Origin of the sequence: Streptomyces sp. E11-3 (genome assembly GCF_046540415.1) — a bacterium.
Taxonomy (GTDB): Bacteria; Actinomycetota; Actinomycetes; order Streptomycetales; family Streptomycetaceae; genus Streptomyces.
Genome location: NZ_JAZGRL010000002.1, coordinates 280,446 through 306,063, shown reverse-complemented (window position 1 = coordinate 306,063; position 25,618 = coordinate 280,446). Strand labels below are relative to the sequence as shown.

The 25,618-nt window shown below is 72.1% G+C and carries 24 protein-coding genes; 13 read left to right on the top strand and 11 right to left on the bottom strand.

Translation table 11 applies throughout. The annotated features are described in order from the left end of the window. The first annotated feature begins 1 nt into the window (after position 1). The 6 genes from acsA to U9R90_RS20115 are packed head-to-tail and all read left to right on the top strand — an operon-like array spanning position 2 to position 6,556. Entirely contained in the window at positions 2 to 1,804 is a 1,803-nt protein-coding gene (gene acsA / locus U9R90_RS20140) for an acetate--CoA ligase (RefSeq protein ID WP_411058042.1), read from the top strand. Then, on the top strand, positions 1,801 to 2,898 hold the full coding sequence (pdhA, locus tag U9R90_RS20135; RefSeq protein WP_411058041.1) for a pyruvate dehydrogenase (acetyl-transferring) E1 component subunit alpha: 1,098 nt from the start codon (positions 1,801 to 1,803) through the stop codon (positions 2,896 to 2,898). The genes acsA and pdhA overlap by 4 nt, the downstream gene beginning before the upstream one ends. After that, positions 2,895 to 3,875 (top strand): alpha-ketoacid dehydrogenase subunit beta, encoded by a 981-nt coding sequence (locus tag U9R90_RS20130; protein WP_411058040.1) that lies wholly within the window; start codon positions 2,895 to 2,897, stop codon positions 3,873 to 3,875. The genes pdhA and U9R90_RS20130 overlap by 4 nt, the downstream gene beginning before the upstream one ends. Beyond that, on the top strand, positions 3,868 to 5,367 hold the full coding sequence (locus tag U9R90_RS20125) for a dihydrolipoamide acetyltransferase family protein (RefSeq protein ID WP_411058039.1): 1,500 nt from the start codon (positions 3,868 to 3,870) through the stop codon (positions 5,365 to 5,367). Before U9R90_RS20130 ends, U9R90_RS20125 begins: the two co-directional genes overlap by 8 nt. Further along, the gene (locus U9R90_RS20120; RefSeq protein WP_411058038.1) at positions 5,367 to 5,624 is read left to right on the top strand and encodes an acyl carrier protein; all 258 of its coding nucleotides are present in this window, start codon (positions 5,367 to 5,369) and stop codon (positions 5,622 to 5,624) included. Before U9R90_RS20125 ends, U9R90_RS20120 begins: the two co-directional genes overlap by 1 nt. A 23-nt stretch (positions 5,625 to 5,647) precedes the next feature. Next, positions 5,648 to 6,556, top strand: coding sequence for a universal stress protein (locus tag U9R90_RS20115; protein ID WP_411058037.1), 909 nt, complete (start codon positions 5,648 to 5,650; stop codon positions 6,554 to 6,556). Positions 6,557 to 6,586: 30 nt separating this feature from the next. Here U9R90_RS20115 and U9R90_RS20110 read toward each other — a convergent pair whose 3' ends face one another. After that, positions 6,587 to 7,423, bottom strand: coding sequence for a universal stress protein (locus tag U9R90_RS20110; protein WP_411058036.1), 837 nt, complete (start codon positions 7,421 to 7,423; stop codon positions 6,587 to 6,589). A gap of 193 nt (positions 7,424 to 7,616) precedes the next feature. Between U9R90_RS20110 and U9R90_RS20105 the strand changes: the two genes are divergently transcribed. Further along, positions 7,617 to 8,042: an Hsp20/alpha crystallin family protein gene (locus U9R90_RS20105; RefSeq protein ID WP_411058035.1), complete on the top strand. Its 426-nt coding sequence runs from the start codon at positions 7,617 to 7,619 to the stop codon at positions 8,040 to 8,042. 157 nt (positions 8,043 to 8,199) lie between these two features. Next, the gene (locus U9R90_RS20100) at positions 8,200 to 8,760 is read left to right on the top strand and encodes a hypothetical protein (protein WP_411058034.1); all 561 of its coding nucleotides are present in this window, start codon (positions 8,200 to 8,202) and stop codon (positions 8,758 to 8,760) included. 122 nt (positions 8,761 to 8,882) lie between these two features. Here the strand turns inward: U9R90_RS20100 and U9R90_RS20095 are convergent, their stop codons facing one another. Together U9R90_RS20095 and U9R90_RS20090 are read right to left on the bottom strand one after the other, a co-directional pair. Further along, entirely contained in the window at positions 8,883 to 9,338 is a 456-nt protein-coding gene (locus U9R90_RS20095; RefSeq protein WP_411058033.1) for a tellurite resistance TerB family protein, read from the bottom strand. Between the two features lie 165 nt (positions 9,339 to 9,503). Beyond that, the gene (locus tag U9R90_RS20090; RefSeq protein WP_411058032.1) at positions 9,504 to 10,289 is read right to left on the bottom strand and encodes a hypothetical protein; all 786 of its coding nucleotides are present in this window, start codon (positions 10,287 to 10,289) and stop codon (positions 9,504 to 9,506) included. Positions 10,290 to 10,506: 217 nt separating this feature from the next. Here U9R90_RS20090 and U9R90_RS20085 point away from each other — a divergent pair, with 217 nt between their 5' ends. Continuing rightward, a complete protein-coding gene (locus tag U9R90_RS20085) occupies positions 10,507 to 11,337 on the top strand; it encodes a helix-turn-helix transcriptional regulator (RefSeq protein ID WP_411058031.1) in 831 nt (276 codons plus the stop codon). 19 nt (positions 11,338 to 11,356) lie between these two features. Here the strand turns inward: U9R90_RS20085 and U9R90_RS20080 are convergent, their stop codons facing one another. Beyond that, entirely contained in the window at positions 11,357 to 11,950 is a 594-nt protein-coding gene (locus tag U9R90_RS20080; protein ID WP_411058030.1) for a DedA family protein, read from the bottom strand. A 124-nt stretch (positions 11,951 to 12,074) separates the two neighbouring features. Here U9R90_RS20080 and U9R90_RS20075 point away from each other — a divergent pair, with 124 nt between their 5' ends. Together U9R90_RS20075 and U9R90_RS20070 are read left to right on the top strand one after the other, a co-directional pair. Further along, entirely contained in the window at positions 12,075 to 13,253 is a 1,179-nt protein-coding gene (locus U9R90_RS20075) for an acyl-CoA dehydrogenase family protein (RefSeq protein ID WP_411058029.1), read from the top strand. 115 nt (positions 13,254 to 13,368) lie between these two features. After that, positions 13,369 to 16,146 carry a SpoIIE family protein phosphatase gene (locus U9R90_RS20070; protein ID WP_411058028.1) on the top strand — a complete coding sequence of 926 codons (2,778 nt, stop codon included), beginning with the start codon at positions 13,369 to 13,371 and terminating at the stop codon, positions 16,144 to 16,146. Positions 16,147 to 16,186: 40 nt separating this feature from the next. On the opposite strand, the gene U9R90_RS20065 is transcribed toward U9R90_RS20070, so the two are convergent. From U9R90_RS20065 to U9R90_RS20035, 7 genes are all read right to left on the bottom strand, one after another. Next, complete coding sequence (locus U9R90_RS20065) at positions 16,187 to 17,161, bottom strand: PfkB family carbohydrate kinase (protein WP_411058027.1); 975 nt, start codon at positions 17,159 to 17,161, stop codon at positions 16,187 to 16,189. Further along, the gene (locus U9R90_RS20060; protein ID WP_411058026.1) at positions 17,158 to 17,991 is read right to left on the bottom strand and encodes a GH32 C-terminal domain-containing protein; all 834 of its coding nucleotides are present in this window, start codon (positions 17,989 to 17,991) and stop codon (positions 17,158 to 17,160) included. Before U9R90_RS20060 ends, U9R90_RS20065 begins: the two co-directional genes overlap by 4 nt. Beyond that, positions 17,922 to 18,794: a glycoside hydrolase family 32 protein gene (locus tag U9R90_RS20055; RefSeq protein ID WP_411058025.1), complete on the bottom strand. Its 873-nt coding sequence runs from the start codon at positions 18,792 to 18,794 to the stop codon at positions 17,922 to 17,924. Before U9R90_RS20055 ends, U9R90_RS20060 begins: the two co-directional genes overlap by 70 nt. Before the next feature lie 8 nt (positions 18,795 to 18,802). Next, positions 18,803 to 19,684 carry a carbohydrate ABC transporter permease gene (locus U9R90_RS20050; RefSeq protein ID WP_411058024.1) on the bottom strand — a complete coding sequence of 294 codons (882 nt, stop codon included), beginning with the start codon at positions 19,682 to 19,684 and terminating at the stop codon, positions 18,803 to 18,805. After that, positions 19,681 to 20,691 carry a carbohydrate ABC transporter permease gene (locus U9R90_RS20045; protein ID WP_411058023.1) on the bottom strand — a complete coding sequence of 337 codons (1,011 nt, stop codon included), beginning with the start codon at positions 20,689 to 20,691 and terminating at the stop codon, positions 19,681 to 19,683. Before U9R90_RS20045 ends, U9R90_RS20050 begins: the two co-directional genes overlap by 4 nt. Before the next feature lie 123 nt (positions 20,692 to 20,814). Then, positions 20,815 to 22,149 carry an extracellular solute-binding protein gene (locus U9R90_RS20040; RefSeq protein ID WP_411058022.1) on the bottom strand — a complete coding sequence of 445 codons (1,335 nt, stop codon included), beginning with the start codon at positions 22,147 to 22,149 and terminating at the stop codon, positions 20,815 to 20,817. A gap of 104 nt (positions 22,150 to 22,253) precedes the next feature. Continuing rightward, positions 22,254 to 23,285: a LacI family DNA-binding transcriptional regulator gene (locus U9R90_RS20035; RefSeq protein WP_411058021.1), complete on the bottom strand. Its 1,032-nt coding sequence runs from the start codon at positions 23,283 to 23,285 to the stop codon at positions 22,254 to 22,256. Between the two features lie 259 nt (positions 23,286 to 23,544). On the opposite strand from U9R90_RS20035, the gene U9R90_RS20030 reads away from it, so the two are divergent. Together U9R90_RS20030 and U9R90_RS20025 are read left to right on the top strand one after the other, a co-directional pair. Further along, positions 23,545 to 24,411 (top strand): oxygenase MpaB family protein, encoded by an 867-nt coding sequence (locus tag U9R90_RS20030; RefSeq protein WP_411058020.1) that lies wholly within the window; start codon positions 23,545 to 23,547, stop codon positions 24,409 to 24,411. Between the two features lie 105 nt (positions 24,412 to 24,516). Further along, positions 24,517 to 25,618, top strand: a 1,102-nt coding sequence (locus U9R90_RS20025) for a serine/threonine-protein kinase (RefSeq protein ID WP_411058019.1), incomplete at its 3' end; no start/stop codon positions are given.

The following is a 25,618-nucleotide window of genomic DNA, read 5'->3' as shown; positions in this document are numbered from 1 at the left end:
CATGGCGCCAGAGGCCATCACCAAGGAGGCGCGGCCCCGCATCACCCCCCGTCTCGCCGACTACGCCGGAGCCCGCGCGGAGTTCACCTGGGCCGAGGCACGTGCCCAGCTGGCGGGACTCCCCGACGGCGGGCTCAACATCGGATACGAGGCCGTCGACCGGCACATCACCGAAGGCCGCGGCGCGCACACCGCCCTGCGCTGCGTACGCCGGGACGGCACCGTCGAGGCCGTCTCGTACGCCCAACTCGGCCTGCTCACCAACCGCTTCGCCCATGTGCTGCGCTCGCTCGGGGTGGGGCGCGGCGACCGGGTGTTCACCCTGCTCGGCCGCTGCCCCGAGCTGTTCACGGCCGTGCTCGGCACCTTCAAGAACGCCAGCGTGCTGTGCCCGCTGTTCTCGGCCTTCGGGCCCGAGCCGGTGGCGCAGCGGATGAGCCTGGGCAACGCCCGCGTCCTGGTCACCACCGCGCCCCTGTACCGGCGCAAGGTCGCCCCGATCAGGGAGCGCCTGCCCGAACTCGCCCACGTACTGATCGTCGGCGAGCACGACGAGGACCTGCTGGACACACTCTCCTACGACACGCTGATGGCCGCGGCATCCGAGGACTTCACCGTGCCGCGTACCGACGCCGACGAGATGGCGCTGCTGCACTTCACCAGCGGCACCACCGACGTCCCCAAGGGCGCGGTCCATGTCCACGAGGCCGTCGTGGCCCACCACATCACCGCCGCGTACGCCCTCGATCTGCACCCGGACGACGTGTACTGGTGCACGGCCGACCCCGGCTGGGTCACCGGCATGTCGTACGGGATCATCGGCCCGCTCACCCACGGGGTGACCGTCGTCGTGGACGAGGGAGACTTCGACGCACGCCGCTGGTACCGGATTCTCGCCGAGGAGCGGGTCACCGTCTGGTACACCGCTCCCACCGCCGTACGCATGCTGATGCGGGCCACACCCCGCGAAGGGCCGTACGACCTGCCGCGCTCCTACGACCTGTCCGCGCTGCGTTTCATCGCCTCGGTCGGCGAGCCGCTCAACCCCGAGGCCGTGCTGTGGGGCAGGGACGTGCTCGGCCTGCCCATCCACGACAACTGGTGGCAGACCGAGACGGGTTGCATCATGATCGCCAATCTGGCGGCCTGCCCCGTCAAACCCGGCTCCATGGGCCGCCCGCTGCCCGGCGTGGAGGCGACCGTGCTCGCCCGCGGCCCCGACGGCCGGGCGCTGCGGTCACCGACGGGCGGCGTACGGAACGTCGACGGGCCCGACCAGGAAGGCGAGTTGGCCCTGCGGCCCGGCTGGCCCTCGATGTTCCGCGGCTACCTGCACGCCAAGGAGCGCTACGCCGCGAGCTTCGCCGACGGCTGGTACCTGACCGGTGACGTGGTCCGCCGGGACTCCGACGGCTACTTCTGGTTCGTCGGGCGGGCCGACGACGTGATCAAGTCCGCCGGGCATCTGATCAGCCCCTTCGAGGTGGAGAGCACCCTGCTGGAACACCCGCTGGTCGCCGAGGCCGGAGTGATCGGCCGTCCCGACGACACCGCGGGCACGATCGTGAAGGCCTATGTGTCGCTGCGCCCCGCTGCCGTGCCGGACGAACGGCTCCGGCGCGAGCTGCTGGCCTTCGCGCGCCGCAGGCTGGGACCCGCCGTGGCGCCCCGGGAGATCGCCTTCGACCAGCAGCTGCCGCACACCCGCAGCGGCAAGGTCATGCGGCGGCTGCTGCGGGCCCGGGAACTGGGCCTGCCCGAGGGTGACACCTCGACCCTGGAGACGGCGGAGGACACGTCATGACCACCTCACGCAGGAAGACCACCAAGGCGACGGGCCCCGTCAAGGCCACGGGCGACACCGAGGCCACGAGCGCCGCCAAGACCGCAGCGCCGCCCGAGAAGGCCGCAGCACAGGGCAAGGGCCACGACGCCGCGGCCAAACACCACCGCGACCTCCTCGCCTCCATGCTGCTGATCCGCCGCTTCGAGGAGCGCTGCGTCGAGCTCTACAGCGCCACGAAGATCCGCGGCTTCGTCCACCTCTACATCGGAGAGGAAGCAGTCGCGACCGGCCTCGGCGCCGTCTTGGACCCCGACGACGCCGTGGTCTCCACCTACCGCGAGCACGGCCACGCCCTCGCCCGCGGCATACCCACCGAAGCCGTCATGGCGGAGATGTTCGGCAAGTCGACAGGCTGCAGCCACGGCCGCGGCGGCTCCATGCACCTCTTCGACGTGGGCCGCCGCTTCTACGGCGGGAACGCCATCGTCGGCGGCGGCATCCCACTCGCCGCCGGAATCGCACTCGCCGAGCGGATGCGCGGCGGCCAGGCAGTCGTCTGCTGCTACTTCGGCGACGGAGCCTTCGCCGAGGGCGAGTTCCACGAGACCGCCAACCTCGCCGCCCTGTGGAATCTGCCCCTCCTGCTGGCCTGCGAGAACAACCTCTACGCCATGGGCACGCCGATCGCCGCCGAGCACGCCCAGACGGATCTGGCGATGCGCGCCGCCTCGTACGGCATGCCCGCCTGGGCGGTCGACGGCATGGACGTACTCGCCGTCGAGGCGGCCGCCCGCCGTGCCGTGGACGGCATCCGCGCCGGACACGGCCCGCACTTCCTGGAACTGCGCACCTACCGGTACCGCGCCCACTCCATGTACGACCCCGACCGCTACCGCAACAAGGTCGAGATCGCCCACTGGCGCACCCGTGACCCCATCGCCGTCCTGGCCGAACGCATGCGCGCGGACGGCGAGTTGGACGACGCCTCCTATGGCGAACTCGACCGCCGGGCGACCGACGAGGTCGCCCGGGCGGAGGCCGCCGCGGAGGCCGCGCCCACGGAACCGGTCAGCGATCTGCTGCGCCATGTCCACACGGAGGCACCGCGATGAAGACCAGCTACCGCGAGGCACTCCGCGACGCAATGCGCGAGGCGCTGACCGCCGACGAGCGGGTGTTCCTCATGGGCGAGGACGTCGGCAGGTACGGCGGCGCCTTCGGCGTGAGCCTCGGTCTCATCGAGGAGTTCGGCCCCGACCGGATACGGGACACGCCGTTGTCCGAGTCCGCGTTCACCGGCATGGGCATCGGGGCCGCCATCGCCGGACTCCGGCCGATCGTCGAGATCATGACGGTCAACTTCAGCCTGCTGGCCCTCGACCAGATCCTCAACAACGCCGCCACCCTCCGGCACATGTCCGGCGGACAGCTCTCGGTCCCCGTGGTGATCCGGATGACCACCGGCGCCGGGCGACAGCTCGCCGCCCAGCACTCCCACAGCCTGGAGGGCTGGTACGCGCACATCCCCGGCATCCGGGTACTGGCCCCCGCCACGCTGGAGGACGCCCGCGGGATGCTCGCCCCGGCGCTCGCCGACCCCGACCCCGTGGTGATCTTCGAGCACGGCTCGCTCTACAACGTCTCCGGCGAACCGGCCCCGCCCGACGGGCCCGTGGACCTGAGCTCCGCCGTCATCCGGCGCCCCGGGCACGACATCACGCTCATCACGTACGGCGGCTGCCTGCCCAAGGCACTCGCCGCCGCGGACCTCCTCGCGGCGGACGGCATCGACGCCGAGGTCATCGACCTGCGCTCGCTACGCCCCCTCGACGACGCCACCCTCATGGCCTCCGTGGCCCGCACCCACCGCGTCGTCATCGTCGACGAAGCCTGGCGCACCGGCAGTCTCGCCGCCGAGATCTCGGCACGGATCACCGAGCAGGCTTTCTACGAACTGGACGCGCCGGTCGGCCGGGTGTGCGCCGCCGAGGTGCCGATCCCGTACGCCCGGCAACTGGAGGAGGCGGCGATCCCGCAGGCGGCCGGGATCGCCGCCGCGGCCCGTGAGGCGGTGGGTCACCGTGGGTGAGTTCCGGATGCCGTCCCTCGGTGCCGACATGACCGAGGGCACCCTCACCGAGTGGCTGGTGGCGCCCGGCGACTCGGTGACCAAGGGCGAGCCGATCGCCGTCATCGAGACCACCAAGTCCGCCATCGAGGTCGAGTCCTTCGAGTCCGGGACGGTGACCCGGCTGCTGGCCGAGCCGGGGGACGTCCTGCCGGTGGGGACGCCACTCGCCACCATCGAGGCGGTGGGGGACGCGGCGTCACCGAAGGCCTCGGCCGTCGTGGCGCCACCGGAGGCCCCGGCCGGGTCGTCTGCCGCCGCACAGGCTCCGCGGGCACCGCAGGAACCGGTCGGCGGCGACCGCCCGGCGAGCGGGCCCGCGCCGAAAGTCCCACCGCAGCCCACCGCTCCGGCGGCCCACCGGGACCGCGCTCCCGCACCGCCCCTCACCCCGGCGCCCTCCGCAGCTGCCCCGCCGCCCGTCACTCCCGCACCCGCGCCCGCTGCCGCGCAGGCCGAAGCGGGCCCGCTCGTACGGCATCTCGCCGCCGAGCGGGGGGTCGACCTGGCGACCGTGCACGGCACGGGACGCGGTGGCCGAATCACTCGCGCCGACGTCGAGCAGTGGGCCGGCGCACCGCACCCGCCACCTCGGGTGCGGGCCACCCCGTACGCCCGACGGCTCGCCGGTGAACAGCACATCGACCTCGCCTCCCTGCGGGGCACCGGTCATCGCGGAGCCATCCGGGCCGCTGATGTGCACGCGGCCGTACGCGCACGGACATCCGGCGCGTCCGCCACCGCCGCCCCGGCACACGCCGCCGCCCCCACGAGCAGGGAGGCACAGCGGTCGGCCGCGATGCGCCAGGCCATCGCCGAGCTGATGACCCGTGCCAAGCGGGAGATCCCGCACTACTACCTCTCCACCACCGTCGACCTCTCGACCGCCATGGACTGGATGCGGCGGCACAACCGCGACCACCCGCCGGGCGAACGGCTCGTCCCCGCGGCCCTGTTGCTCAAGGCCGCGGCCGTGGCCGCTCGCCGGGTCCCGGAGCTCAACGGCTTCTGGCAGAACGGCGGCTTCGAACCCGGCGCGGGAGTGCACCTCGGCGTGGCGGTCTCGCTGCGGGACGGCGGACTGCTCGCACCGGTGATCCACGAGGCCGACACACTGAAGCCGCCGGAGCTCATGGCCCAGCTCAAGGACCTGGTGGGGCGCGCCCGCAAGGGACGGCTGCGCGGCGCGGACGTCTCCGGGGCGACGCTGACCGTCACCAGTCTGGGCGACCAGGGCGTCGAGAGCGTGCTTGGCGTGATCTACCCGCCCCAGGTGGCCCTGGTGGGTTTCGGCACCGTCGTCGAACGCCCCTGGGCCCAGGGCGGCATGGTCGGCGTACGCCCCGTCGTCACCGCCACGCTCTCCGCCGACCACCGAGCCACCGACGGCGCGACTGGAGCACGCTACCTCGCCGCCGTCGACCGTCTGCTGCAGAAACCCGAGGAGCTGTGATGATCCGTCATCTCGACCGCACCGAAGCCCTGGCCCTCGTCAAGGAGGCGATCACCGAGATCGTCCCGGACGCGGACTTCATCGGCATCGGACCCGACGACAAGTTCCGTGACGCGCTGGAACTCGACTCGCTCGACTTCCTGAGCCTGGTGGAAATCCTCTCCGAACGCACCGGCGTACGCATCGCCGAGGACGACTACCCCGACTTCGACACGCTGGCCGACGCCGCACGGTTCCTCGCGGCACGGACCGGCTAGACAGGCTCTGAGAGGCGGCAGTGATGATCAAGGCGATCGTGGTAGGCCTGGACGGTTCCCGGGAGAGCCTGGCCGCGGCGGACTGGGCGGCCAGGGAGGCGCTGCGCCGCGGGCTGCCCCTGCGGCTGGTGCACGCCTGGGAGGGGTTGCCGAACGACGAGGAGCCGGCTCGGCTGCCTGAGCTGAGGGTTCCGCAGTACTGGGCGCGGCGGGTGGTGCGCGGCGCCATGGAGCGGCTGTCCGAGCGCTATCCGCAGGTGTACATCAGCGCGGAGCAGATCAAGCGGCCGCCGGTCCCGACTCTGGTGTCCGAGGCGGAGACGGCGGAGCTGCTGGTCCTCGGAAACCAGGGGCTCGGCCCGCTCAGCGGGTTCTTCGCCGGTTCCGTGGCGATGGCGGCGCTGGCGCAGGTGCGGCGGCCGGTGGTCCTGGTACGCGCGGGTTGCTCGGAGGCCGACGAACACCTGCCGCTGCCGGACGGCCGCCCTGGCAGCCGTAGCCGCACCCCATGCCGGGACGTGGCGCTGGCCGTCGACCTGCGGCACGAGTGCGGGCCGCTGTTCGACTTCGCCTTCGGAGCCGCCCAGTACCGCGCCGCGCCGCTGCGGGTGTTCCACGTCTGGCACCTGCCGAGCGGCCATGGCGGCGCGGAGCGGGACGGTGGCGCGCAGGCACAGCGGGCCGTGCGGGAAGAGGATGAGCTGGCCGCCGTACTCGCCCCGTGGCGGGAGAAGTTCCCGACCGTGGTGGTCAGGGCGCAGGTGGTCAACGGCAGGCCCGTCCATGAGGTGGTCGAGGCGGCGCGGGGCGCGGGGCTGCTCGTCGTGGGCCGGCAACTGCGCCATACGGTGGTCGGAAGCCACACAGGGCGGGTCGCCCATATGGCGATCCACCATGTGAGCTGCCCGGTGGCGGTCGTCGCGCACGAGTGAGTCGACTTTCCTCGGGGAGGCGCGAGTCCGTCACGACGGGACCACGACGACCGGGCTTCCCATGTGGTGCGCGAGCGCGTCCACCGCCGGTCCGAGGGTCGTCCCGCTCCGCCCCACCACCATCAGCTCCGTCCGCCTGGAGGCCCGTACCAGCGCCTGCGCCGGGCTGAACAGGACAGCGTCCTGCAGCACGGGCACGTCCGGATACTTGTCCCGCCAGGGGCGCAGCGCGTCGGCCAGCAACTGCACCTCGCGGTCCTCCCACCGGCCGCGGTCCTGCTCGGGCACCGCGAACGGCATCCACTCGGCGGTCGGCGAGGGCAGCGCCCAGGCGTGTATCGCGCGCATCCGGGCGCCGCGGCGCTCCGCCGCGTGGAAGGCGAAGTCGATGGCGGCCTCGTCCGGTCGACGGGCGTCGACGCCCAGCGTGACCGGGTGCGGCCGCGGGCCCGTGCCCTGGCAGGCGAGGCCGCTCGGCACCAGGGCCACCGGCCGGGTGCAGTGCTCGGCGACGGCCAGGGCCGTGGAGCCGAGGGCGAGCCCGGCGAAGCCGCCGGCGCCGCGGGTACCGAGCACGACCAGCTCCGCGGCCGCGGCGTGCGCAAGCAGCGCGGGAACGGTCGGACCGCTGAGCCGGACCCCCGTCAGCTCCGCCTCCGGGTGCCGCGCGGCGACCTCCGCCACCACGCCCTCGGGCAGCGGTACCCGGCGGCAGGGCCACAGGTGAGCCTGGGCCGCCTCGTCCACCGGGGACACATGGACGATCCGCAGCGGCAGTCCGCGGCTCAGCGCGGCACACGCGGCCCAGTCGGCCGCCGCACGGCTGCGTGCCGATCCGTCGACTCCCACCAGCACCGGCTTGCGCATGCCGACCCCCCTCTGTTCGCCACCGTCATGGACGGTGTACGGGTCCCGTCCCTCAACCCACTGTCGAGGCAAGCCTGTTCGGCGGGCAGGGACCATTCGGGCCCGGTGGGGTACCGCTCGGCACTCGCCGGACGGCCGCGGTGGCGGGACGCTCGACCCAGCACACGACACGGACCACACAGAGGAGGGCGAGATGAGTGGCATGATCGAGCGACTTCCCGGCTGGCCGCCACCGCTGCCGGACCTGTTCGGCTGGGTCGAGACCGGCCTTCCCGGGCTGCACATGGCTCCGGGGCTGCACAGCATCCGCATAGAGGAGTCCCTGACCGACGGCATGTACACCCTCCGCGCCGAGCTGCCGGGGATCGACCCCGCCAAGGACGTCGAACTCACCGTCGCGGAAGGGATTCTGACGCTGCGCGCCGAGCGCGCCACGCAGACCACCGAAAGGCACCACACCGAGTTCCGCTACGGCACCTTCGCACGCTCGGTCCGGCTGCCCGCCGGAGCGAGCGGCGACGACGCCACGGCGGACTACCAGGACGGCGTGCTGACCATCAAGGTCCCGGTGCCGGAGACCAAGACGGGCACCAAGACCATCCCGGTGCGGCACACCTGAGCGCGCGAGCGGCTACCGGCCCTCCGCCGGTAGCCGCTCCCGTCCCTGGGGCGCGGCGCGTTGGCCTCACGTTCGCTCTCAGCGGGTCCACCGGCCGGGCAACGTACGCGCGGGCAGTCCCGGCGCGGTGGACAGCCGCGCCGATGAGGAGACAGCGATGAAGCCCCCACCCCGATCACGTCGCCGCTCGGATGTGATCGAGCACTGGACCCGGGTGCTGCTGGGGGTCGTTCTGCTGCTGGGGGTACCGCTGATGGGTCTGGTCGGTGGCGGGTCGGCGTACGACTCCGCCCGGGCGCGGGCCGACCGGGAACGGGCGTCGCGGCAGCTGGTGCAGGCGACGCTGGCGGAGGACGCCGCCTCGACAGGAGGTTCCTGGGTCGCTTCGGGAACCTCGTCGAAGTACCGTGCCACGGTGCGGTGGACCGACAGCGCCGGGCAGCGGCGGACCGGGGCCGCCTCGGTGCCCGCGGGCACCAAGCGCGGCAGCCGCACCGACGTCTGGCTCGACGAGCGGGGCCGGATCACCGCCGCACCGAGGAGCGACGCCGATGTGCGGGCAGAGGCGGTGACGATGGCAGTCGCCGCCGGGGCCGGAAGCGTGGCCGTGGCCGTGGGGGTGTGGCTGCTCCTGCGACGCGGCATCCACCGCTGCCGGATGGCCGAGTGGGAGCGGGCCTGGGCCGAGGTGGAACCCGAGTGGAGCCGCCGAGCTTGAGGGCCTGTCTTTGAACCCCCGCCGTTCGCGCGCAGGCGGGGGGTCAAGGACAGGCTCTGAACCCCAGGCGCGGAGCCGGGCCCGGTGGCGTTACCCACGCGAGCCCGGCGCGAAGCCTGAGCTCAGAGGTCGAACTCGTGCGGCGGCAGGCCCAGCGCGTAGCAGGCCTCGCGGACGATGGCCTGCTCGTCCTTGTCGAAGTCGCCGTCGGCGCCGCCGATGACGATGCCGATCTGGACGACGGCACGGGCCTCGGCCGGCTTCTTCTTGGCCTTGCCGATCTCCTGCAGCACGCTGACCTTGCCGAAGTCGAAGTCGGCGGTCAGCTTGTTGCAGTTGTCGTCGAAGCGCCGCTGCAGGTCGTCGGCCGGGAAGTTCTGCAGCACTTCGTTGCTCATGATGAGCTGGGCGACCTTGCGGCGCTCCTCCGGGTCGATGCTGCCGTCGGCAGCGGCGACCAGCGCGCACATCGCCATGCTGGCGTCACGGAAGGCGCCGCTCTTGAGGTCGTTCTTCTTCGCCACAAGCTGGGTCTGCATCTGTGACGCGGACTCCTTGACGCGGTCCCACAGGGCCATGAGAGAACTCCGTACGGTATCGGGGGTGTGCCTGGCCCGAGCCCGGACCAGGCAGCTTCCATCTACTACACGGTAGAAATTATCAGCAGAGGCAAGGGTCCCTCACCGTTGTCCCCACTCGTCCCCTTCGTGGAAGTCGCGCGGCGTACCTTCGACTTCGGTTCCTCAGGGACGGACCGCGGTTGTCTCCGGCAGTACGACCTGGCCGGTGACGAACTCGCTCCACAGCCCGATCCGCAGCTTGTCGCCCGGGCGCGCGGTGGACTCGGCGAAGCTGACCGTACGGTCGCCGAGACGGCGCGTCGCGCCCCAGGTCAGCTCGAACCGGCGGGTGCCCACCCGCTCCTCGGGCGGGGTGTCGCCCGGCGGCAGGATCTCGTCGAGCGCCCAGCGGTAACCGCGCTTGCGGTACGGGTCGCTGACGCGCTCCCAGGTGAGCTCCAGGGCGGTGTCGCTCGCCGGGATGACCACGAGGGCGCCGCGCGCGCCGCCCGGGTGGCGGGTGTTGACGGCGTACACCTCCGTCCGGCCCTCCGGATAGAGGTGGCTGGTGCCCTCGGCGACCACGGAGTTCTTCGGGCATGCCGCGAGGGAGTGCTCCTCGATCGTGGCGCGGGAGCAGGTCGGAAAGGCCTCCGGCCGGAAGACGAGGGACCGGTCGAAGAGGAAGACGAACCTGCGGGCCGCGGCCGGGGGCCCCTCGGGCTCCGCGCGGCTGCTGCGGTCGAAGGCCACCCGGACGCCCCGCGCGGTGCCGCCGTCCGGGGTGACGGACGCGGTGAGGGAGTCGATGTTCTCCGGCCCCGGGACATCGGGCTCGTACGGGCGCTGCGGACCACCGGGCGCCGGGTCGGGCGGCGGCGTGGTCTGCCCGGCGTCCGCCGGTGCGGCCACCATCAGCAAGGCCGCCACCGCCCCGGCCAGTGAGGTCAGTCGTGTCCTGGCGCGCATCTGTGCATCTCCTCGGCTGGGGGATCGGCCCGTACGGCCCGTGGTTGGCCGGTATGACCGTGGTTGGCCCGAACGACCCGTGGTCGGCTCGCACGGTCGACGGTCGGCTCGTACGGCCCATGCTCGGCCCGCGGTCCGCCCGCTCCCGATGCCCTGCCGTGCCTGGGTACGGCCGTACCCGGGGACGCCGAAACCTGGGGACCGATTTAATGAACCCATGCAGCCACAGAAGGAGTTGGGCGAATTCCTGCGGTCGCGGCGGGCCCGGATCAGGCCCGAGGACGTCGGGTTCGCGTCCGGCGCGGGACCGCGGAGGGTGCCAGGGCTGCGCCGTGAGGAGCTCGCCCATCTGGCCGGGGTCAGCGTCGACTACTACGTACGGCTCGAACAGGGGCGCAACCGCAGCGCGTCGGACGCCGTCCTGGACGCGGTGGCCGTCGCGCTGCGCCTGGACGGCGACGAGCGCGCCCACCTCTACCGGCTGGCCAGGCCACCACAGCCGGGCGACGACCCGCGGCATCCGTCACCGGTCGGCACCGAGCGCACCGGAGTCCAGCAACTCCTCGACTGGATCTCTGCCCCGGCCCTCGCCATGGGGCGCCGGATGGACGTACTCGCCTGGAACCGCCCCGCCTGCGCGCTGATCACCGACTTCGGGGAACTGCCACCGGCCGAGCGCAACCTCTGCCGCCTCCATCTGCTGAACGACGAGATCGGCCGCCGCTACCCCGACCGTGACATGGTCGCCCGCGAGGCGGTCGGGCAGCTGCGGATCGCTGCCGGCCGGTTCCCCGACGACCCGGAGCTGTGGCGGCTGGTCGAGGACCTGACCGAACGGAGCGAGGAGTTCCGCAGGTACTGGAACCAGCACGCGGTACGCACCAAGGCGTACGGCTTCAAGCGCATCGACCACCCCGACGCGGGCCCGCTGACCCTCTCGTACGAGATCACCCACTTCCCCCAGGACCCGGACCTGAGCCTGCTCGTCTACACCGCGCCGCCGGGCTCGCCGGAGGAGGACGCCCTGCGCGTCCTGGCCAAGGCCTGAGGGCCTGCCTGTGCGTCTCTCAGCGGCGCCGGACCCGCACGTGCCGCCGCACCCCGGAGACGATCAGCACCACGAGCAGCATCACCCCGAACACCAGGAGATAGGCCTGCAGGCCGGGCAGCACCGACCCCAGGAAGTACCCGCACAAGGTGGTGGCCGACGCCCACACCACCCCGGCCACCGACTGCCAGAGCGTGAACGTGCGCACTGGTATACCCAGCGCACCCGCGACCGGCCCTGACAGGGTTCGCGCGACCGGGACACAGCGGGCCACCAGCACCGCCGCGACCGGGCCGTGCAGCGCGAGCAGCTCCTCGACCCGCGCGACCCCGGCGCGCAGCCGTTCCCCGCGCAGCCGGGCCAGCAGCGGGGGCCCGGCGCGCAGTCCGGTCCAGTAACCGGCCTCCACACCCAGCACGGTGCCCGCCGTACCGGCCAGTAGCACCCACGGCAGCGAGAGCCCGCCCTCACCCGCGGCAGCCAGCATCCCGGCCGTGAACAGCGTGGTCCCGCCCGGCAGGACGACTCCGATCAGTACAGCCGCCTCCAGGAACAGCACAGCGAACACCCCGAGCGTCCCGAAGGCGACGAGCAGCTGGCCGACGTCGATCACTCCACCATCGTCTCCGCACCGCGCGACCGGGGCACCTCTTGCCGCTCGCCGCCCTTCCCCATTACTGAAACAAGTTCTACTGTGTGCGCCGTCGCCCAACGGTCAGCGAGAGCCAGGAGGGGCCGTGCACCTCGCATACACGCCCGAGCAGCAGCGGTTGCGCGCCGAGTTGCGTGCGTACTTCGCCGAGCTGGTGCCGGACGACTCCCACGCCCGGTACGCCGAGCCCGCGGCGCAGAAGCGCTTCTACCGCGAGACGATCCGCCGTCTGGGTGCCGACGGCTGGCTCGGTGTCGGCTGGCCCAAGGAATACGGGGGCCGCGGCCTGACCCCGATGGAGCAGTTCATCTTCTTCGACGAGGCCGCCCAGGCCGTGGTGCCGCTGCCGCTGATGGCGCTGAACACCGTAGGCCCGACCCTGATGCGGTTCGGCACCGAGGAGCAGAAGGAGTACTTCCTGCCGAAGATCCTCTCCGGCGAGATCGACTTCGCGATCGGCTACAGCGAGCCGGACGCGGGCACCGACCTCGCCGGGCTCAAGACGCGGGCGGTGCGCGAAGGCGACACGTACGTGGTGAACGGGCAGAAGATCTGGACCACCAACGGCGACACCGCCGACTGGGTCTGGCTCGCCGTCCGCACCGACCCCGACGCCCCGCCGCACAAGGGCATCACCATGCTCCTGGTGCCGACCAGCGACCCCGGCTACTCCTGCACCCTCATCAACACCCTCGCCTCGCACGACACCACGGCCAGCTACTACGAGAACATCCAGGTCCCCGTCACCCGCCGCGTCGGCGAGGAGAACAAGGGCTGGCGGCTGATCACCAACCAGCTCAACCACGAACGCGTCACCCTCGCCGCACACGGCACCATGGCCATCCGCGCCCTGCACGACGTCCAGCGCTGGGCCGCCGACACCAAACTCACCGACGGCCGCCGCGTCATCGACCTCGGCTGGGTGCGCAGGCGCCTGGCCAGGACGCACACCAAACTGGACGCGATGAAGCTCCTCAACTGGCAGATGGTGAACGCCGTCCAGGAGGGCACCCTCACCCCGCAGGACGCCTCCGCCGTCAAGGTCTACGGATCCGAGGCCCGCCGCGACGCCTACGCCTGGCTGATGGAGGTCGTCGGCGCGGCGGGCCCGCTGAAAGAGGCCTCCGCGGGCGCGGTCCTGCACGGCGAACTGGAACGCGGCTACCGCTCTGCGGTCATCTTCACCTTCGGCGGCGGCAACAACGAGATCCAGCGCGAGATCATCTCCTGGATCGGCCTGGGCATGCCGCGGGTGCGCCGCTGAGCACAGAGTGGTACCCGTTGTTTTGCCGCGCTTCGCCTGTGGGCGGAGAGTGGGTGAGGGAGCGCGGTGAGCGGAGAGCGACCGCGCTGCGCGATCACGTCACCCAGGAGTCGGCATGGGACAGCGGAAAACGGCCGCGGGCTCCGCTTCAGGACTGCGCGCCCGGCTGAACCTGCGCAGCGCCGCCAGACAGGTGTTCGTACTGCAGGTCGTGATCGTGATGCTGCTGGTTGCGGCCGCGGTGGCGGGCCTGGTGCTCCAGGCGAGGAACGACAGCGAGCGGGAGGCCCGGAACCGGTCGGTGGCCGCCGCCGAGGTGTTCGCGCACGCCCCGGGCCTGGTCGAGGTGCTGGACAGCCCGGACCCGACGGCGGTGCTGCAGCCGCGCACCGAAGCCGCCCGGAAGAGGGCGGGTGTCGACTTCATCATCGTCATGGACACGAACGGCATCCGCTACACGCAGCCCGATCCGCGCTTCATCGGGAAGAAGTTCATCGGCACCATCGAACCGGCGCTGGCGGGCCGCACCGTCATCGAGAGCGCCGAGGGGCCCGTCAGGCCCGGGGTGCGGGCGCAGGTCGTCCAGGCGGTGGTCCCGGTGTTCGACGCCGACGGCTCGGTCGTCGGGCTGGTGTCCGCCGGGGTCACGGTCCAGAACGCCACCGGTCTGGTCGAACGGCAGCTGCCGATCATCCTGGGCACCGGCGCGGCCGCGCTCGCCCTGTCCACGGCCGGGACGGCACTGGTCGCCAGGCGCTTGCGCCGGCAGACGCACGGCCTGGGCCCGGTGGAGATGGCACGTATGTACGAGCACCACGACGCGGTGCTGCACGCCGTACGTGAAGGCGTGCTGATCATCGACGCCGAAGCGCGGCTCCTCCTGGCGAACGACGAGGCGCGGCGGCTCCTCGACCTGCCCGCGGACGCGGACACGGAGCGGCGACGGGTGGCGGAGCTGGGGCTTGGCGCGGCCATGGCCCGGCTGCTGGCGTCGGACGAGCCGGTCACCGATGAGGTGCACCTGGCCGGCGACCGGTTGCTGGCGGTGAACAAACGCCCCACGGCCCCGTACGGCGGGCCGTCCGGCTCCGTGGTGACGCTGCGGGACACCACGGAGCTGGCAGCGGTGTCGGGGCGGGCGGAGGTGGCGCGGGAGCGGCTGGAGCTGCTGTACGAGTCGGGCGTACGGATCGGTACGACGCTGGATGTGGTGCGGACGGCACAGGAGCTGTCGGACGTGGCGGTGCCCCGGTTCGCCGACATCGTCGTGGTGGATCTGCTGGACGCCGTGGCGCGTGGGCAGGAGCCGCGGGAGACATGGCGGCAGATGCGGCGCACGGCGATCAGCGGCGATCCGGCGATGCTGCCGCTCTACCCGGTGGGAGAGCTGATCACGTTTGTGCCCACGACACCGCAGACACGGGCGCTGGAGCTGGGGCGGGCCGTGCTGGAGGCGGATCTGCGGGAGGCGAGCGGGTGGCGGGAGCAGGACCCGGAACGCGCCCGCGGGGCACTGGAGCACGGGCTGCATTCGCTGGTGACGGTGCCCTTGCAGGCGCGGGGTGTCGTGCTGGGGCTGGCGACGTTCTGGCGGGCGGGGGATTCGCCGGCGTTCGAGGAGGACGACCTCGTCTTCGCGGAGGAACTGGCGGCGCGGGCGGCGGTCTGCGTCGACAACGCGCGGCGGTTCACGCGCGAGCGTGCGACGGCGGTCACCCTGCAGCGCAGCCTGCTGCCACGGGGGCTGCCGGAGCAGAGCGCGCTGGAGGTGGCCTGGCGGTATCTGCCGGCCGAGGCGGGCGTCGGCGGGGACTGGTTCGACGTCATCCCCCTGCCCGGCGCACGGGTGGCGCTGGTGGTGGGGGACGTGGTGGGCCACGGACTGCACGCCGCGGCGACGATGGGGCGGCTGCGCACCGCGGTGCACAACTTCTCCGCACTGGATCTGCCGGTGGACGAGCTGCTCGGGCACCTGGACGAACTGGTCAGCCGCATCGATGCCGAGGAGAACGTCGGCGAGGACACGGCGGGCCAGGAGAGCGCGGGAGTGACGGGGGCGACCTGTCTGTACGCGATCTACGACCAGGTGACGGGGGTCTGCACGATGGCCCGCGCGGGCCACCTGGGCCCGGCGGTGATGCACCCGGACGGCACCGTCGCGTTCCCTGACGTGCCGGTCTCCCCGCCACTCGGCCTGGGCGGCCACCCCTTCGAGACCGCCGAGCTGCACCTGCCCGAGGGCTCACAACTGGCGCTCTACACGGATGGATTGGTGGAGGGCAGGAACCGTGACATCGACGTCGGTCTGGACCTGCTGCGCGGAGCGCTGGAGGGCGGGGCCGGGCGTACGGCCGAGGAGACGTGCCAGGCGGCGCTGGACGCGACGCTGAGCGCGCACCCCACCGACGACATCGCTCTGCTGGTGACACGCACCCGGTTGCTGCCGCCGTCGCAGGTGGCGACGTGGGACGTACCGCCGGACCCGGCGGCCGTGGCGACGGTGCGGGCGCAGTGCGGAGCGCAGTTGGCGGCCTGGGGGCTGGAGGAGATCGCGTTCGCCACCGAACTGATCCTCAGCGAGCTGATCACCAACGCCATCCGGTACGGGGCGCCGCCGATCAGGGTGCGACTGTTGCACGATCGCACCCTGACCTGCGAAGTGTCGGACGGCAGCAGTACCGCGCCGCATATCCAACGGGCGGCGATCACGGACGAAGGCGGCCGCGGACTGTTCCTGGTGGCCCAGTTCGCGCATCGCTGGGGGACACGCCATGTGCCCGGCGGGAAGCTCATCTGGACCGAACAGCTCCTCCACAACGGCGGGGGCGAGGCCCTCGAGGGCGACGCACTCGCCGACGCTCTGCTCAGCCAGTTCGACGACCCCGCGCTGTGACCCCGCGCTGTGACCCCGTGCTGTGACCCCACGCGTGAAGTCAGCCCGCGCCCGGCCCGCTGGGCGGCGGCGCGGCCCCGATCCGGCACACGGCGTCCAGCTCGGCCCCGCTCGGCGGATCGGCGCCGACGCGGGTGCAGTTGAGCGCCGCGGCCGCCGCGCACCGTGTCAGGACCGCTACGAGACCTTCGGGGGAGAGCGGCAGCGGGAACGGCACATCGGCGCTTCCCGCCGCATGCGCGGCCAGCGCATCCAGGAGCGCCGCCTGGAAGGCGTCGCCCGCGCCCACCGTGTCCGCCACCGCGACCTCCGGGGCCCCGACCCGTACCTCCGTGTCGGCGGTGACCGCGAGCGCGCCGTCGCCGCCGAGCGTCACCACCACCAGGCGAGGCCCAGCGGCGAGCAACAGCCGGGCCGCCGCGACGGGTTCGAGGTCTGGAAAGAGCCAGCCGAGGTCCTCGTCGCTGGCCTTCACGACATCCGTGACCCCGGCCAGCCGCAGACACGCCGCACGATAGGCGTCCCGGTCCGGCTGGACCTGGGGCCGGACGTTGAGATCGGCGACGACGGCCCGGCCGGGCGCGCCGTGCAACGCGCGACAGAGCCGCAGCACTTGGGACGCGCCCGGCTCGACGACCACGGCGAGCGACCCGGTGTGCAGCACGGCGGTGTCATCCGGTACGACCAGATCCGTCGGGTCCCAGGCGGCCAGGAAGTCGTACGATGCCGAGCCCTCGGCGTCCAGATGGGCCAGGGCGATCGTGGTCCGACCCGAGGCCGATGCGGTCCGGCGCACGTCGAGCCCCTGCCCCTCAAGATGGGCCTGGACCATGGCGCCCGGTGCGTCGTCGCCCCACGCAGTGACCAGCGTCGCCTGGCGGCCCAGCCGGTGCAGCCCCACCGCGACGTTGGCCGGGCTGCCCCCGGGCACGGGCTCCACCTGCCGCGCGCCGTACCGCCACAGGAGATCGACGAGCACTTCGCCCACGACCGTGACCCGCGAGGACCCACTCATCGCTCGTCACCCGCCGGGGCGCTGAGGGTGTGCGCCACGAGGTCCAGCTGTACGGGATGAGCGGCGAGCCCACGCGAGAGAAGGCGCCACGGCCCGGTACCGGACGGATAGTGACGCAACGTCAGGGCCTCGCCCAGGTCGCTGAAGACCTCGGCGATCGAGTGGTCCAGGATCAGCCGCAGCTCGACGCTGTGACCGGGCGCGGCCTGAGGCAACGGCATGCGGCACGTGCCGACATGGGCGCGCGGGTCGCCGGACGCGTGCCCGCGGTCGACGAGCAGCGCACCGTCCACCACCGCCAGGTCCAGATACTCGGCGGGATCGTCCCCGGTGACGACCCGCAGGCCCCAGGCGGCCTCCGCACCGAAGTCGATCCGGACGGTGATGTCCGTCGCGCCCGCGCAGGTGCCGAGTTCGACCGACTCGCCGGGCAGCGCGTCCCGTACGACGGTCAGCGGCCGACCGGTACGCAGGCCCACCAGCTCCCGAGCCGGGGCCTGATGGGCCCGGCCGTCCGGGGTGAGCGTCACCTCGCGGGGCAGCGTGAGCACCCCCGCCCAGTCGCCGGGCCGCTCCCGCGCCTCCCACGACCAGCCCCACAGCAGCCAGCGCTCGTCAGGAGCCCGCAGCAGCGCGGGGGCGTAGAAGTCCGGCCCGTGGTCGAACCGGAAAGGGGCGCCGAAGTGGTAGCGGTCCCCGTCGGCCGTACCGGCCCAGGCGACGACCTGTCCTGGCCCGGTGCGCTGGTACCAGGCGCTGGTCAGCAGCAGGGCGCGCCCGTCCTCGTACACGGCCAGCTGCGGGCACTCCCACGCCTCGCCGGTGCGCACGCCCGCCCCGCCCTCGACCTGATCGCCCCGGCCGCCCCGGTCGGCGCGGGTGTGCAGCGGCCCGCGGTACGTCCAGNCAGCAGCAGGGCGCGCCCGTCCTCGTACACGGCCAGCTGCGGGCACTCCCACGCCTCGCCGGTGCGCACGCCCGCCCCGCCCTCGACCTGATCGCCCCGGCCGCCCCGGTCGGCGCGGGTGTGCAGCGGCCCGCGGTACGTCCAGGACTCCAGGTCGTCGGACTCGTACAGCAGCGCCGCGCCCCGCCCGTCGCGCAGCCCGGCGCCGACGAGCATCCGCCACCGCTGGCCGTCGCGCCAGACGTACGGGTCGCGGAAGGTGGTGACGCCCTGGGGCGGCTCGGGCACCAGCAGGGCGGGCCGCTTGGTGAAGACGGTGCCGTCGGGCCCTGAGTCGGCGGCCGCGACCGGCTGGAAGGAGCGGTCGTCGCGGTGCGCGGAGAAGAACGCGGTGATCCGGCCGTCGTGCGAGACGGCGTTGCCGGAGAAGACGCCGTCGGCGTCCTCCCCGCCGGGGGTGGGCGCCAGCGCGATGGGCAGCGCCTCCCAGCGCAGCAGATCGCGGCTGCGGTAGTGGCCCCAGTGCACCTGGCGGTGGACCGGTGCGTCGGGGTTGTACTGGAAGAAGAGGTGGTACCAACCGTCGTGGTGGACCAGGCCGTTGGGGTCGTTGATCCAGTTGGCCGGGGGCCGCGTATGCACGGTGGGCAGGTGCGGGTCCCGGTCGGCGTCCCGGTCGGCGTCTCGGCTGGTGTCCCGGTTGGTTTCCTGGACCGTGAGGTGCATGTGCTGGGTCACTCCTTGACCGCCTGTGCGGCCACGCCCTGGACGAAGGCCCGCTGGAAGATGAGGAACACGACGAGCATCGGGACGGTCATCATCGCGGCGAAGGCCATGATGTCCCCCCACTGCAGCGGCGGCAGCGTCTGGAAGACAGCCATGCCGACGGGCAGCGGGCGCACCGACTCGCTGCGGGTGACCATCACCGGCCACAGGAGCTGCCCCCAGGTCATCAGGAAGCTGAGGATGGCGACCGAGGCGAACGCGGGCTTGGAGACCGGCACGATCACGCTGCGGTAGGTCCGCCAGGGGCCCGCCCCGTCGACCCGCGCCGCCTCCTCCAACTCCCGTGGCAGGGCGAGGAAGAAGGAGTAGAAGAGGTAGACGAAGAAGGGGTTGGCGACGAAGGGGATGATCTGCGCCTGGTAGGTGTCGAGCCAGCCCAGTTCGGTGACCATCAGCAGCAGCGGGATCGCCAGCGACTCGAACGGGATGATGATGAGGGCGACGACGATCGCGAGGACCGCGTTGCGGCTCGTCCAGCGCAGTCGGGCCAGCGCGTAGCCGAACATCGAGTTGACGATCAGGCCGCCGACGACGGTCAGTGAGCAGATCAGCAGCGAGTTGAAGAGCAGCTGCCCGAAGGCGGACCGCTCCCAGGCGCTGACGAAGTTGTCGAGGCTCACCTCGGCCGGGACCAGCGCCCGCCACCCGGCACCGTCGCCGAGTACGTCCTCGTTGGGCTTGAGCGCGCCCGCGAACATGAAGACCAGCGGGACCAGCATCACCACCGCGACCAGGGTGCACACCGCGTAATGCAGCGGCAGGTTGTGCGTACGGCGTCGGGTGTGACGTCGTACGGGGGCCGAAGGGCGCGTAGCGGTACGGGTGTTCATCGGACGGCACGCTCCTCGCGGCCGAGCCGGCGCTGGATCAGCGTCACGGCGAGGACGAAGAGGAAGAAGAAGACGGCGATCGCCGAGGCCTGGCCGATCATCCGCCGCGTGTAGCCGGTCTGCAGCAGCTGGAGCATCATCGTGCGGGTCGAGTCCAGCGGGCCGCCCGGGAACTGCGGCATCAGATAGACCTGGTCGAAGAGGCGGAACGCGAAGATCGCGGTCACGTTCAGCACGAAGATCAGGGTGTTGCGCAGACCCGGCAGGGTGACATGCCGGAACTGCTGCCAGGCGCCTGCGCCGTCCACCCGGGCCGCCTCGTACAGCGACTGCGGAATGGCCTGCAGCCCGGCCAGGAAGATCACCATCTGGAAGCCGACGCCCTGCCAGACGGATGTGAGCACGATCGCGGGCATCGCCCAGCTGGTGCTGGACAGCCAGCCCGGCTGCAGCTGCCCGAAGGTGAGGGTGCCCAGAACCCCGTTGACCAGACCGCCCTCGGGAAGCAGCAGCAGCTTCCAGACCACCGCGGCCACGGCCATCACGGTCACGGTCGGCAGGAAGTAGACCGTACGGAAGAACACCCGCCCGGGCAGCTGCCGGTTGACGAGAATCGCCAGGCCCAGCGCGGCCGAGGTCTGGAGCGGGACGACGAGCGCCGCGAACAGCGAGTTGTTGCCGAAGGACCGCCAGAACTGCGGGTCGGTGAAGATGCGTTGGTAGTTCTCGAACCCGACGAACGCGACCGGGAGCGGCGAGGAGAGCCGCTGGTTGGTGAAGGAGAGCACCACGGCGGAGACGAACGGGGCGACCAGGAAGAGCAGCAGCAGGGCGATGGCGGGCGCCGAGAACAGTACGGCGGCCAGGCCCTCGCGCGTACGCCGCCGCTTCTTGAGCGGGCCGCTCTTGGGCAGGGCTGAGGTGGGGACGGTGGTGGGCGGCGGCCGGTCGGCGCCGTGTCCTGACACGCGGTCCTTGGCGGCGCGTGTGAGGCGGGTTGTGGGCATGACGGGTCCTCGGGTGGGTCGACGAGGCGGTACGGACGAGGAGGGGGCGGTGCGGCGGCGGGCGGTACGCGCATCGCCGCCGCACCGGGCTGGGACAGGACGGCGGGGCCGCAGGTGTGCGGGTTACTCCTGCGCGGCGTAGCCGGCGTTGTCCTGGATGTCCTGGTCGATCTTGCCGACCGCCGCCTGGAGGGCCTTCTTGACGTCCTTGCCCTGGCTGATGTCGTCCACGGCCTGGGCGAACGCCTGGGTGATGGCCGGGTAGGCCGGAGTCTGCGGGCGCGGCACGGCGACGTTCGGAGCCTGGTTGAGTCCGTCGGTGATGAGGTTCATCGGGCCGTCGGCGGCATAGATCTCGGTTTCCGCGAGCGCCGTCTTGGTGGCGGGCGGCGCGCCCACGGTCTCGTACGTCGTCATCAGGTTCTGCTTCTTCAGCAGGAACTCGAGGAACGCGGCCGCGGCGTCCGGGTCCTTCGCCGTGCGCGTGATGCCGAACTGCCAGGAGCCCATGCCGTTCTTGCTGCCGGTGCCGAAGTCGGGCAGCGGGAGGACGGCGAGGTCGTCCCCGGCGGCCTTCTTGTAGCCGTTCTTGTACGCCCACATGCCGTTCCAGGCGATGGGGCTCTTCTTCTTCAGGAACGGGGTGTCGTCCTGGGCCTCGGTGTCCACGTACTTGTCGGTGAACCAGGACTGGAAGGTGGTCATCGCCTTGACGGACTTGTCGCTGTCCAGGACGCCCTTGGCGCTCTGGTACTTGTCGCGGTCGATGAGGTCGCCGCCGCCGGACTGGATGATCGGGGCGAAGCCGTAGGAGAACCACTCGCCCTGGCGGCCATACCACATGTGCAGGTCCAGCGGCCGGTCGTAGCCCTTCTTCTTGAGCTTGCCGAGGATGTCGGTGAACTCCTCGGCGCTCCACGCGTCGTCGATGCCGGTCGGGACGCGGGCGCCGACCTCCTTGAGGGCCGACTTGTACGCGTACAGCACCAGGCCGGAGTCGAAGGCGCCGACGCCGTACAGCTTCTCGTCGTACGTGCCCTGTTCGACGATGGACGGCAGCAGGTCGTCCTGCGTCTTCACGGACAGGCACTCCTCCAGCGGGATGAGGTTGCCGTTCCAGGCGTAGTTGTAGAGGTTCGGGCCGTCGAAGTCGAGGACCTCGGGGAGCTTGCCGGAGGCCGCGGCGGCCTGGACCGAGTCGTTGTAGGTGCCTTCGGGGACGCTCTGGACCTTGACGGTGACCTGGTCCTGACCGGCGTTGAACTGCTTGACCAGGGACAGGAACGTCTTCTTCTCGTCGCCACCGCCGTGGTAGAAGCTGGTGATCGTGGACTTGCCGTCGATCTTTCCGTCGCAGGTGGCGCCGTCCGCGGCGGCGCCGGTCGAGCCCGAGCAGCCGGTGGCGGTCATCGCCAGGGCCAACGCGGCGCAGGCCGCGGCTACGATGGGTGTGCGCATGGTTCGTCCGTCCTCGTGGTCAGTCGCGTGCTGGGGGATGAGCCTTCGGTGGGGTCGGGTGGCAGCCCGGCCCCACCGGCGTTCGTGCGGTTGCGGTGGAGCGGCTACGGGCGTGGCGGGGCGACGGACGCCCGTTCACGCAGGGGCATCGGCAGCCGGTGGATACCGGCGCCCAGCGGCGCCTCGCCGAGGATCAACTCCACGGCGGTGCGGCCGAGTTCGTAGTGCGGCAGGGCCAGCGTGGACAGCGCGGGCCGCAGCCAGGAGGCGATGTCCTGGTCGTCGTACGAGATGACGGACACCTCGTCGGGGATGGTGAGACCCGCTTCGGCGAGCGCCTGGTAGGCGCCGAAGGAGATCCGGTCGGTGGAGCAGACCAGTGCGCGCGGCCGGTGCCCCGCGGCGAGCAGGGCGCGCACCTCGCGGTAGCCGTCCTCGGTGCTCCAGTCGGACTCGACCACCCCGTCGAGCGTCACCCCCGCCGCGTCCAGCACCTCGCGCAGTCCGCGCATGCGCTCGTTGCCCGCGAAGACGCCCTCGGGGGTGGCGGGGATCGCCTGGTGGCCGCCGATGGCCCAGATGCCGGAGGTGTGTCCGGCTCTGAGCAGGGCGCGTCCGGCGTCGCGACCGGCCTCGATCTCGTCCGGGATGACGGACGGGGCGTCGAAGCCGGGGGCCAGGCAGTTCAGCAGCACGACCCGGCGGCCGTGCAGCTCCTTGGGCGGGGTGACGTAGTGGGTGTACATCGCCGCGTAGATCAGCGCGTCGACCTGCCGGTCGAGCAGCCCGTTGACCAGGCCGGGTTCCGCCTCGTGGTTCCCTCCGGTCTCGGTGATGAACAGCTGGTGGTCGCGGGCGCGGGCGGCCTCCAGCGCGCCGCGGATCACCTCACCGGCGAACGGGGTGGTGGTGATGGTGTCCGAGACCAGGCCGATGGTCTGGGTGGACTTCGTGCGCAGGCTGCGGGCGGTGACGTTCGGGCGGTAGCCCAGCACGCGCGCGGCCTCGAGGACCTTCTCGCGGGAGGCGTCCGAGATGCGCATATCGGTCCTGCCGGACAGCACGAACGACGCGGTCGTCGGCGAGACACCCGCGCTGCGGGCGACGTCGGCCATGGTCACGCGGCGTGCGGTCATCGCTGTCCCACTCCTCCATCGGCATCGGCATCGGCTAAATCGAATTAGCAGGTGTCGATGAGAATGCGGGTGCGTTACGTCACTGTCAAGACTCCGGATATAACGACTGGGTCCTCGGGTGCTATGTGGTGCTTTGGCCCAGGGCGGCCGACCCGTCTCCCCGCTTAGCCTGAAACCGGCAGGGGGAGGATCGGGTGGACCGGGGAGACCGGGTGGACCGGGTGGACCGGGTGGACCGGGTGGATCGGGAGGTACGAGCGTGAGCACAGCGGACCCAGGGCTCTTCGGCCCCGCATCCGTCACCTGGCAGACGCACAGCGACCCCGCCATGTGGATCGCGGGCATGCGGGCGCTGTACCTCCAGGCGCTGCATCCGCGCGCCGTCCGCGGAGTCATCCAGAACTCGGACTTCCGCCAGGACGCCTGGGGCCGCCTGCTGCGTACCGCCAACTTCGTCGGCACCATCAGCTACGGGACCACCGAGGCGGCCGAGCGGGCCGGCGCCCGGGTGCGCGGGATTCACCGCCACCTCAAGGCCACCGACCCGGACACCGGCGAACGCTACGGCGTCGACGAACCCGCGCTGCTGCTCTGGGTGCACTGCGCCGAGATCGACTCGTATCTGGAGGTCGCCCGCCGCTCGGGCCTGCCGATCAGCGACGCCCACGCCGACCGGTACATCGACGAGCAGCGCGAGAGCGCCCGCCTCGTCGGCCTCGATCCGCAAGGCGTACCGGCCGACCGGGCGGAGCTCGCCGCGTACTTCGCGCGGATACGTCCCGAACTCGCCGCCGGGGCCGAGGCCCGCGACGTGGACGCCTTCCTGCGCCGTCCGCCGACCCACCCGCTGCTCACCCCGGCACGGGAGCTGCTGTGGCGGCGGGTGGCGAACCTCGCCTACGGCGCGCTGCCGCCCTGGGCGCACGCGCTGTACGGCAGACCCGCCCCGCCGCCCGAGACCGTGGACCTGCGGCTGCGGACCGCCGGCAACCTGCTGCGCTGCATACCCGCCAGGGTCCGCTGGCAACTGCCGCCCAAGCACATCCTGCGGGCCATGGAACGCCTCGGCCCGGCCAGCCGTCCGGCACCGTACACACTGCGCGGTCAGACGGCCATACTGGACTAGGTCGTGTCGTCAGAATTCCGCCTGCCCAGGGGATGAACGGCGGGAGTCTGACGACAGGACCTAGCCGGGGAGGGCGCAGCGAGGCGACGGGGGCGACTGCACGCGATGGCGGACACCAGGCTGATCCAAGGCCGGTACCGGCTGCTTGAGCTGATCGGGCGCGGGGGCATGGGCGAGGTGTGGCGGGCTCGCGACGAGTCGCTGGGGCGCAGGGTCGCCGTCAAGTGCCTGAAACCGCTGGGGCCGCAGCACGATCCGTCGTTCACGCGGGTGCTGCGCGAGCGGTTCCGGCGCGAGGCGCGGGTCGCGGCGGCGCTGCAGCACCGCGGGGTCACCGTGGTCCACGACTTCGGCGAGTACGACGGTGTGCTGTACCTGGTGATGGAGCTCCTGGAGGGCCGCAACCTCAGCCAGCTCCTGGAGGACAACAAGGCGCATCCGCTGGCCGTACCCGACATCGTGGAGATCACCGAGCAGGTGTCACACGCCCTGGCGTACACGCATGAACAGGGCATCGTGCACCGGGATTTGAAGCCCGCCAACATCATGCGGCTCACCGACGGCACAGTGAAGATCTGCGACTTCGGTATCGCCCGCCTCGGCCACGACATCGGCTTCACCGCGCGGCTCACCGGCACCGGCATCGCCATGGGCACCCCGCACTACATGTCGCCCGAGCAGATCAGCGGCGCCCCGGTCGACCACCGCAGCGACCTGTACTCGCTGGGCTGCGTCCTGTACGAAATCGCCACCGGCGCCCCGCCGTTCGACCTCGACGACGCCTGGGCGGTGCTCGTCGGGCACCGCGACACACCGCCGGCGCCGCCGCGCGGCCACCGCCCGGAGCTGCCCGGGTACTTCGAGCGGATCGTCCTCGACCTGCTCGCCAAGCAGCCGGACGCCCGCCCGCCCGACGCGCGGGAACTGGCCCGCCGGGTCGCCGACGGCCGCGCCGGTCCACCCGCCGTGGTGCGGGCGTCCACCGTGGTGACACGCCCCCTCGCGGGTCCTGGCTCTCTCGCGGGCGCGGACCCCCACGCGGGCGCGGACCCCCACGCGGGCGCGGCCCCCCTCGCGGGCGCGCGCTCCGAGCGGCCGGCCTCGCGCGAGCCCCGACTGCCGTCCTGGACCCGCGGGATGACCACCGGCCACAAGGCGAGCGGCGGCTCGCCCCCGCACCGCTCGCCCCTGGACGCGGCCGGACTCA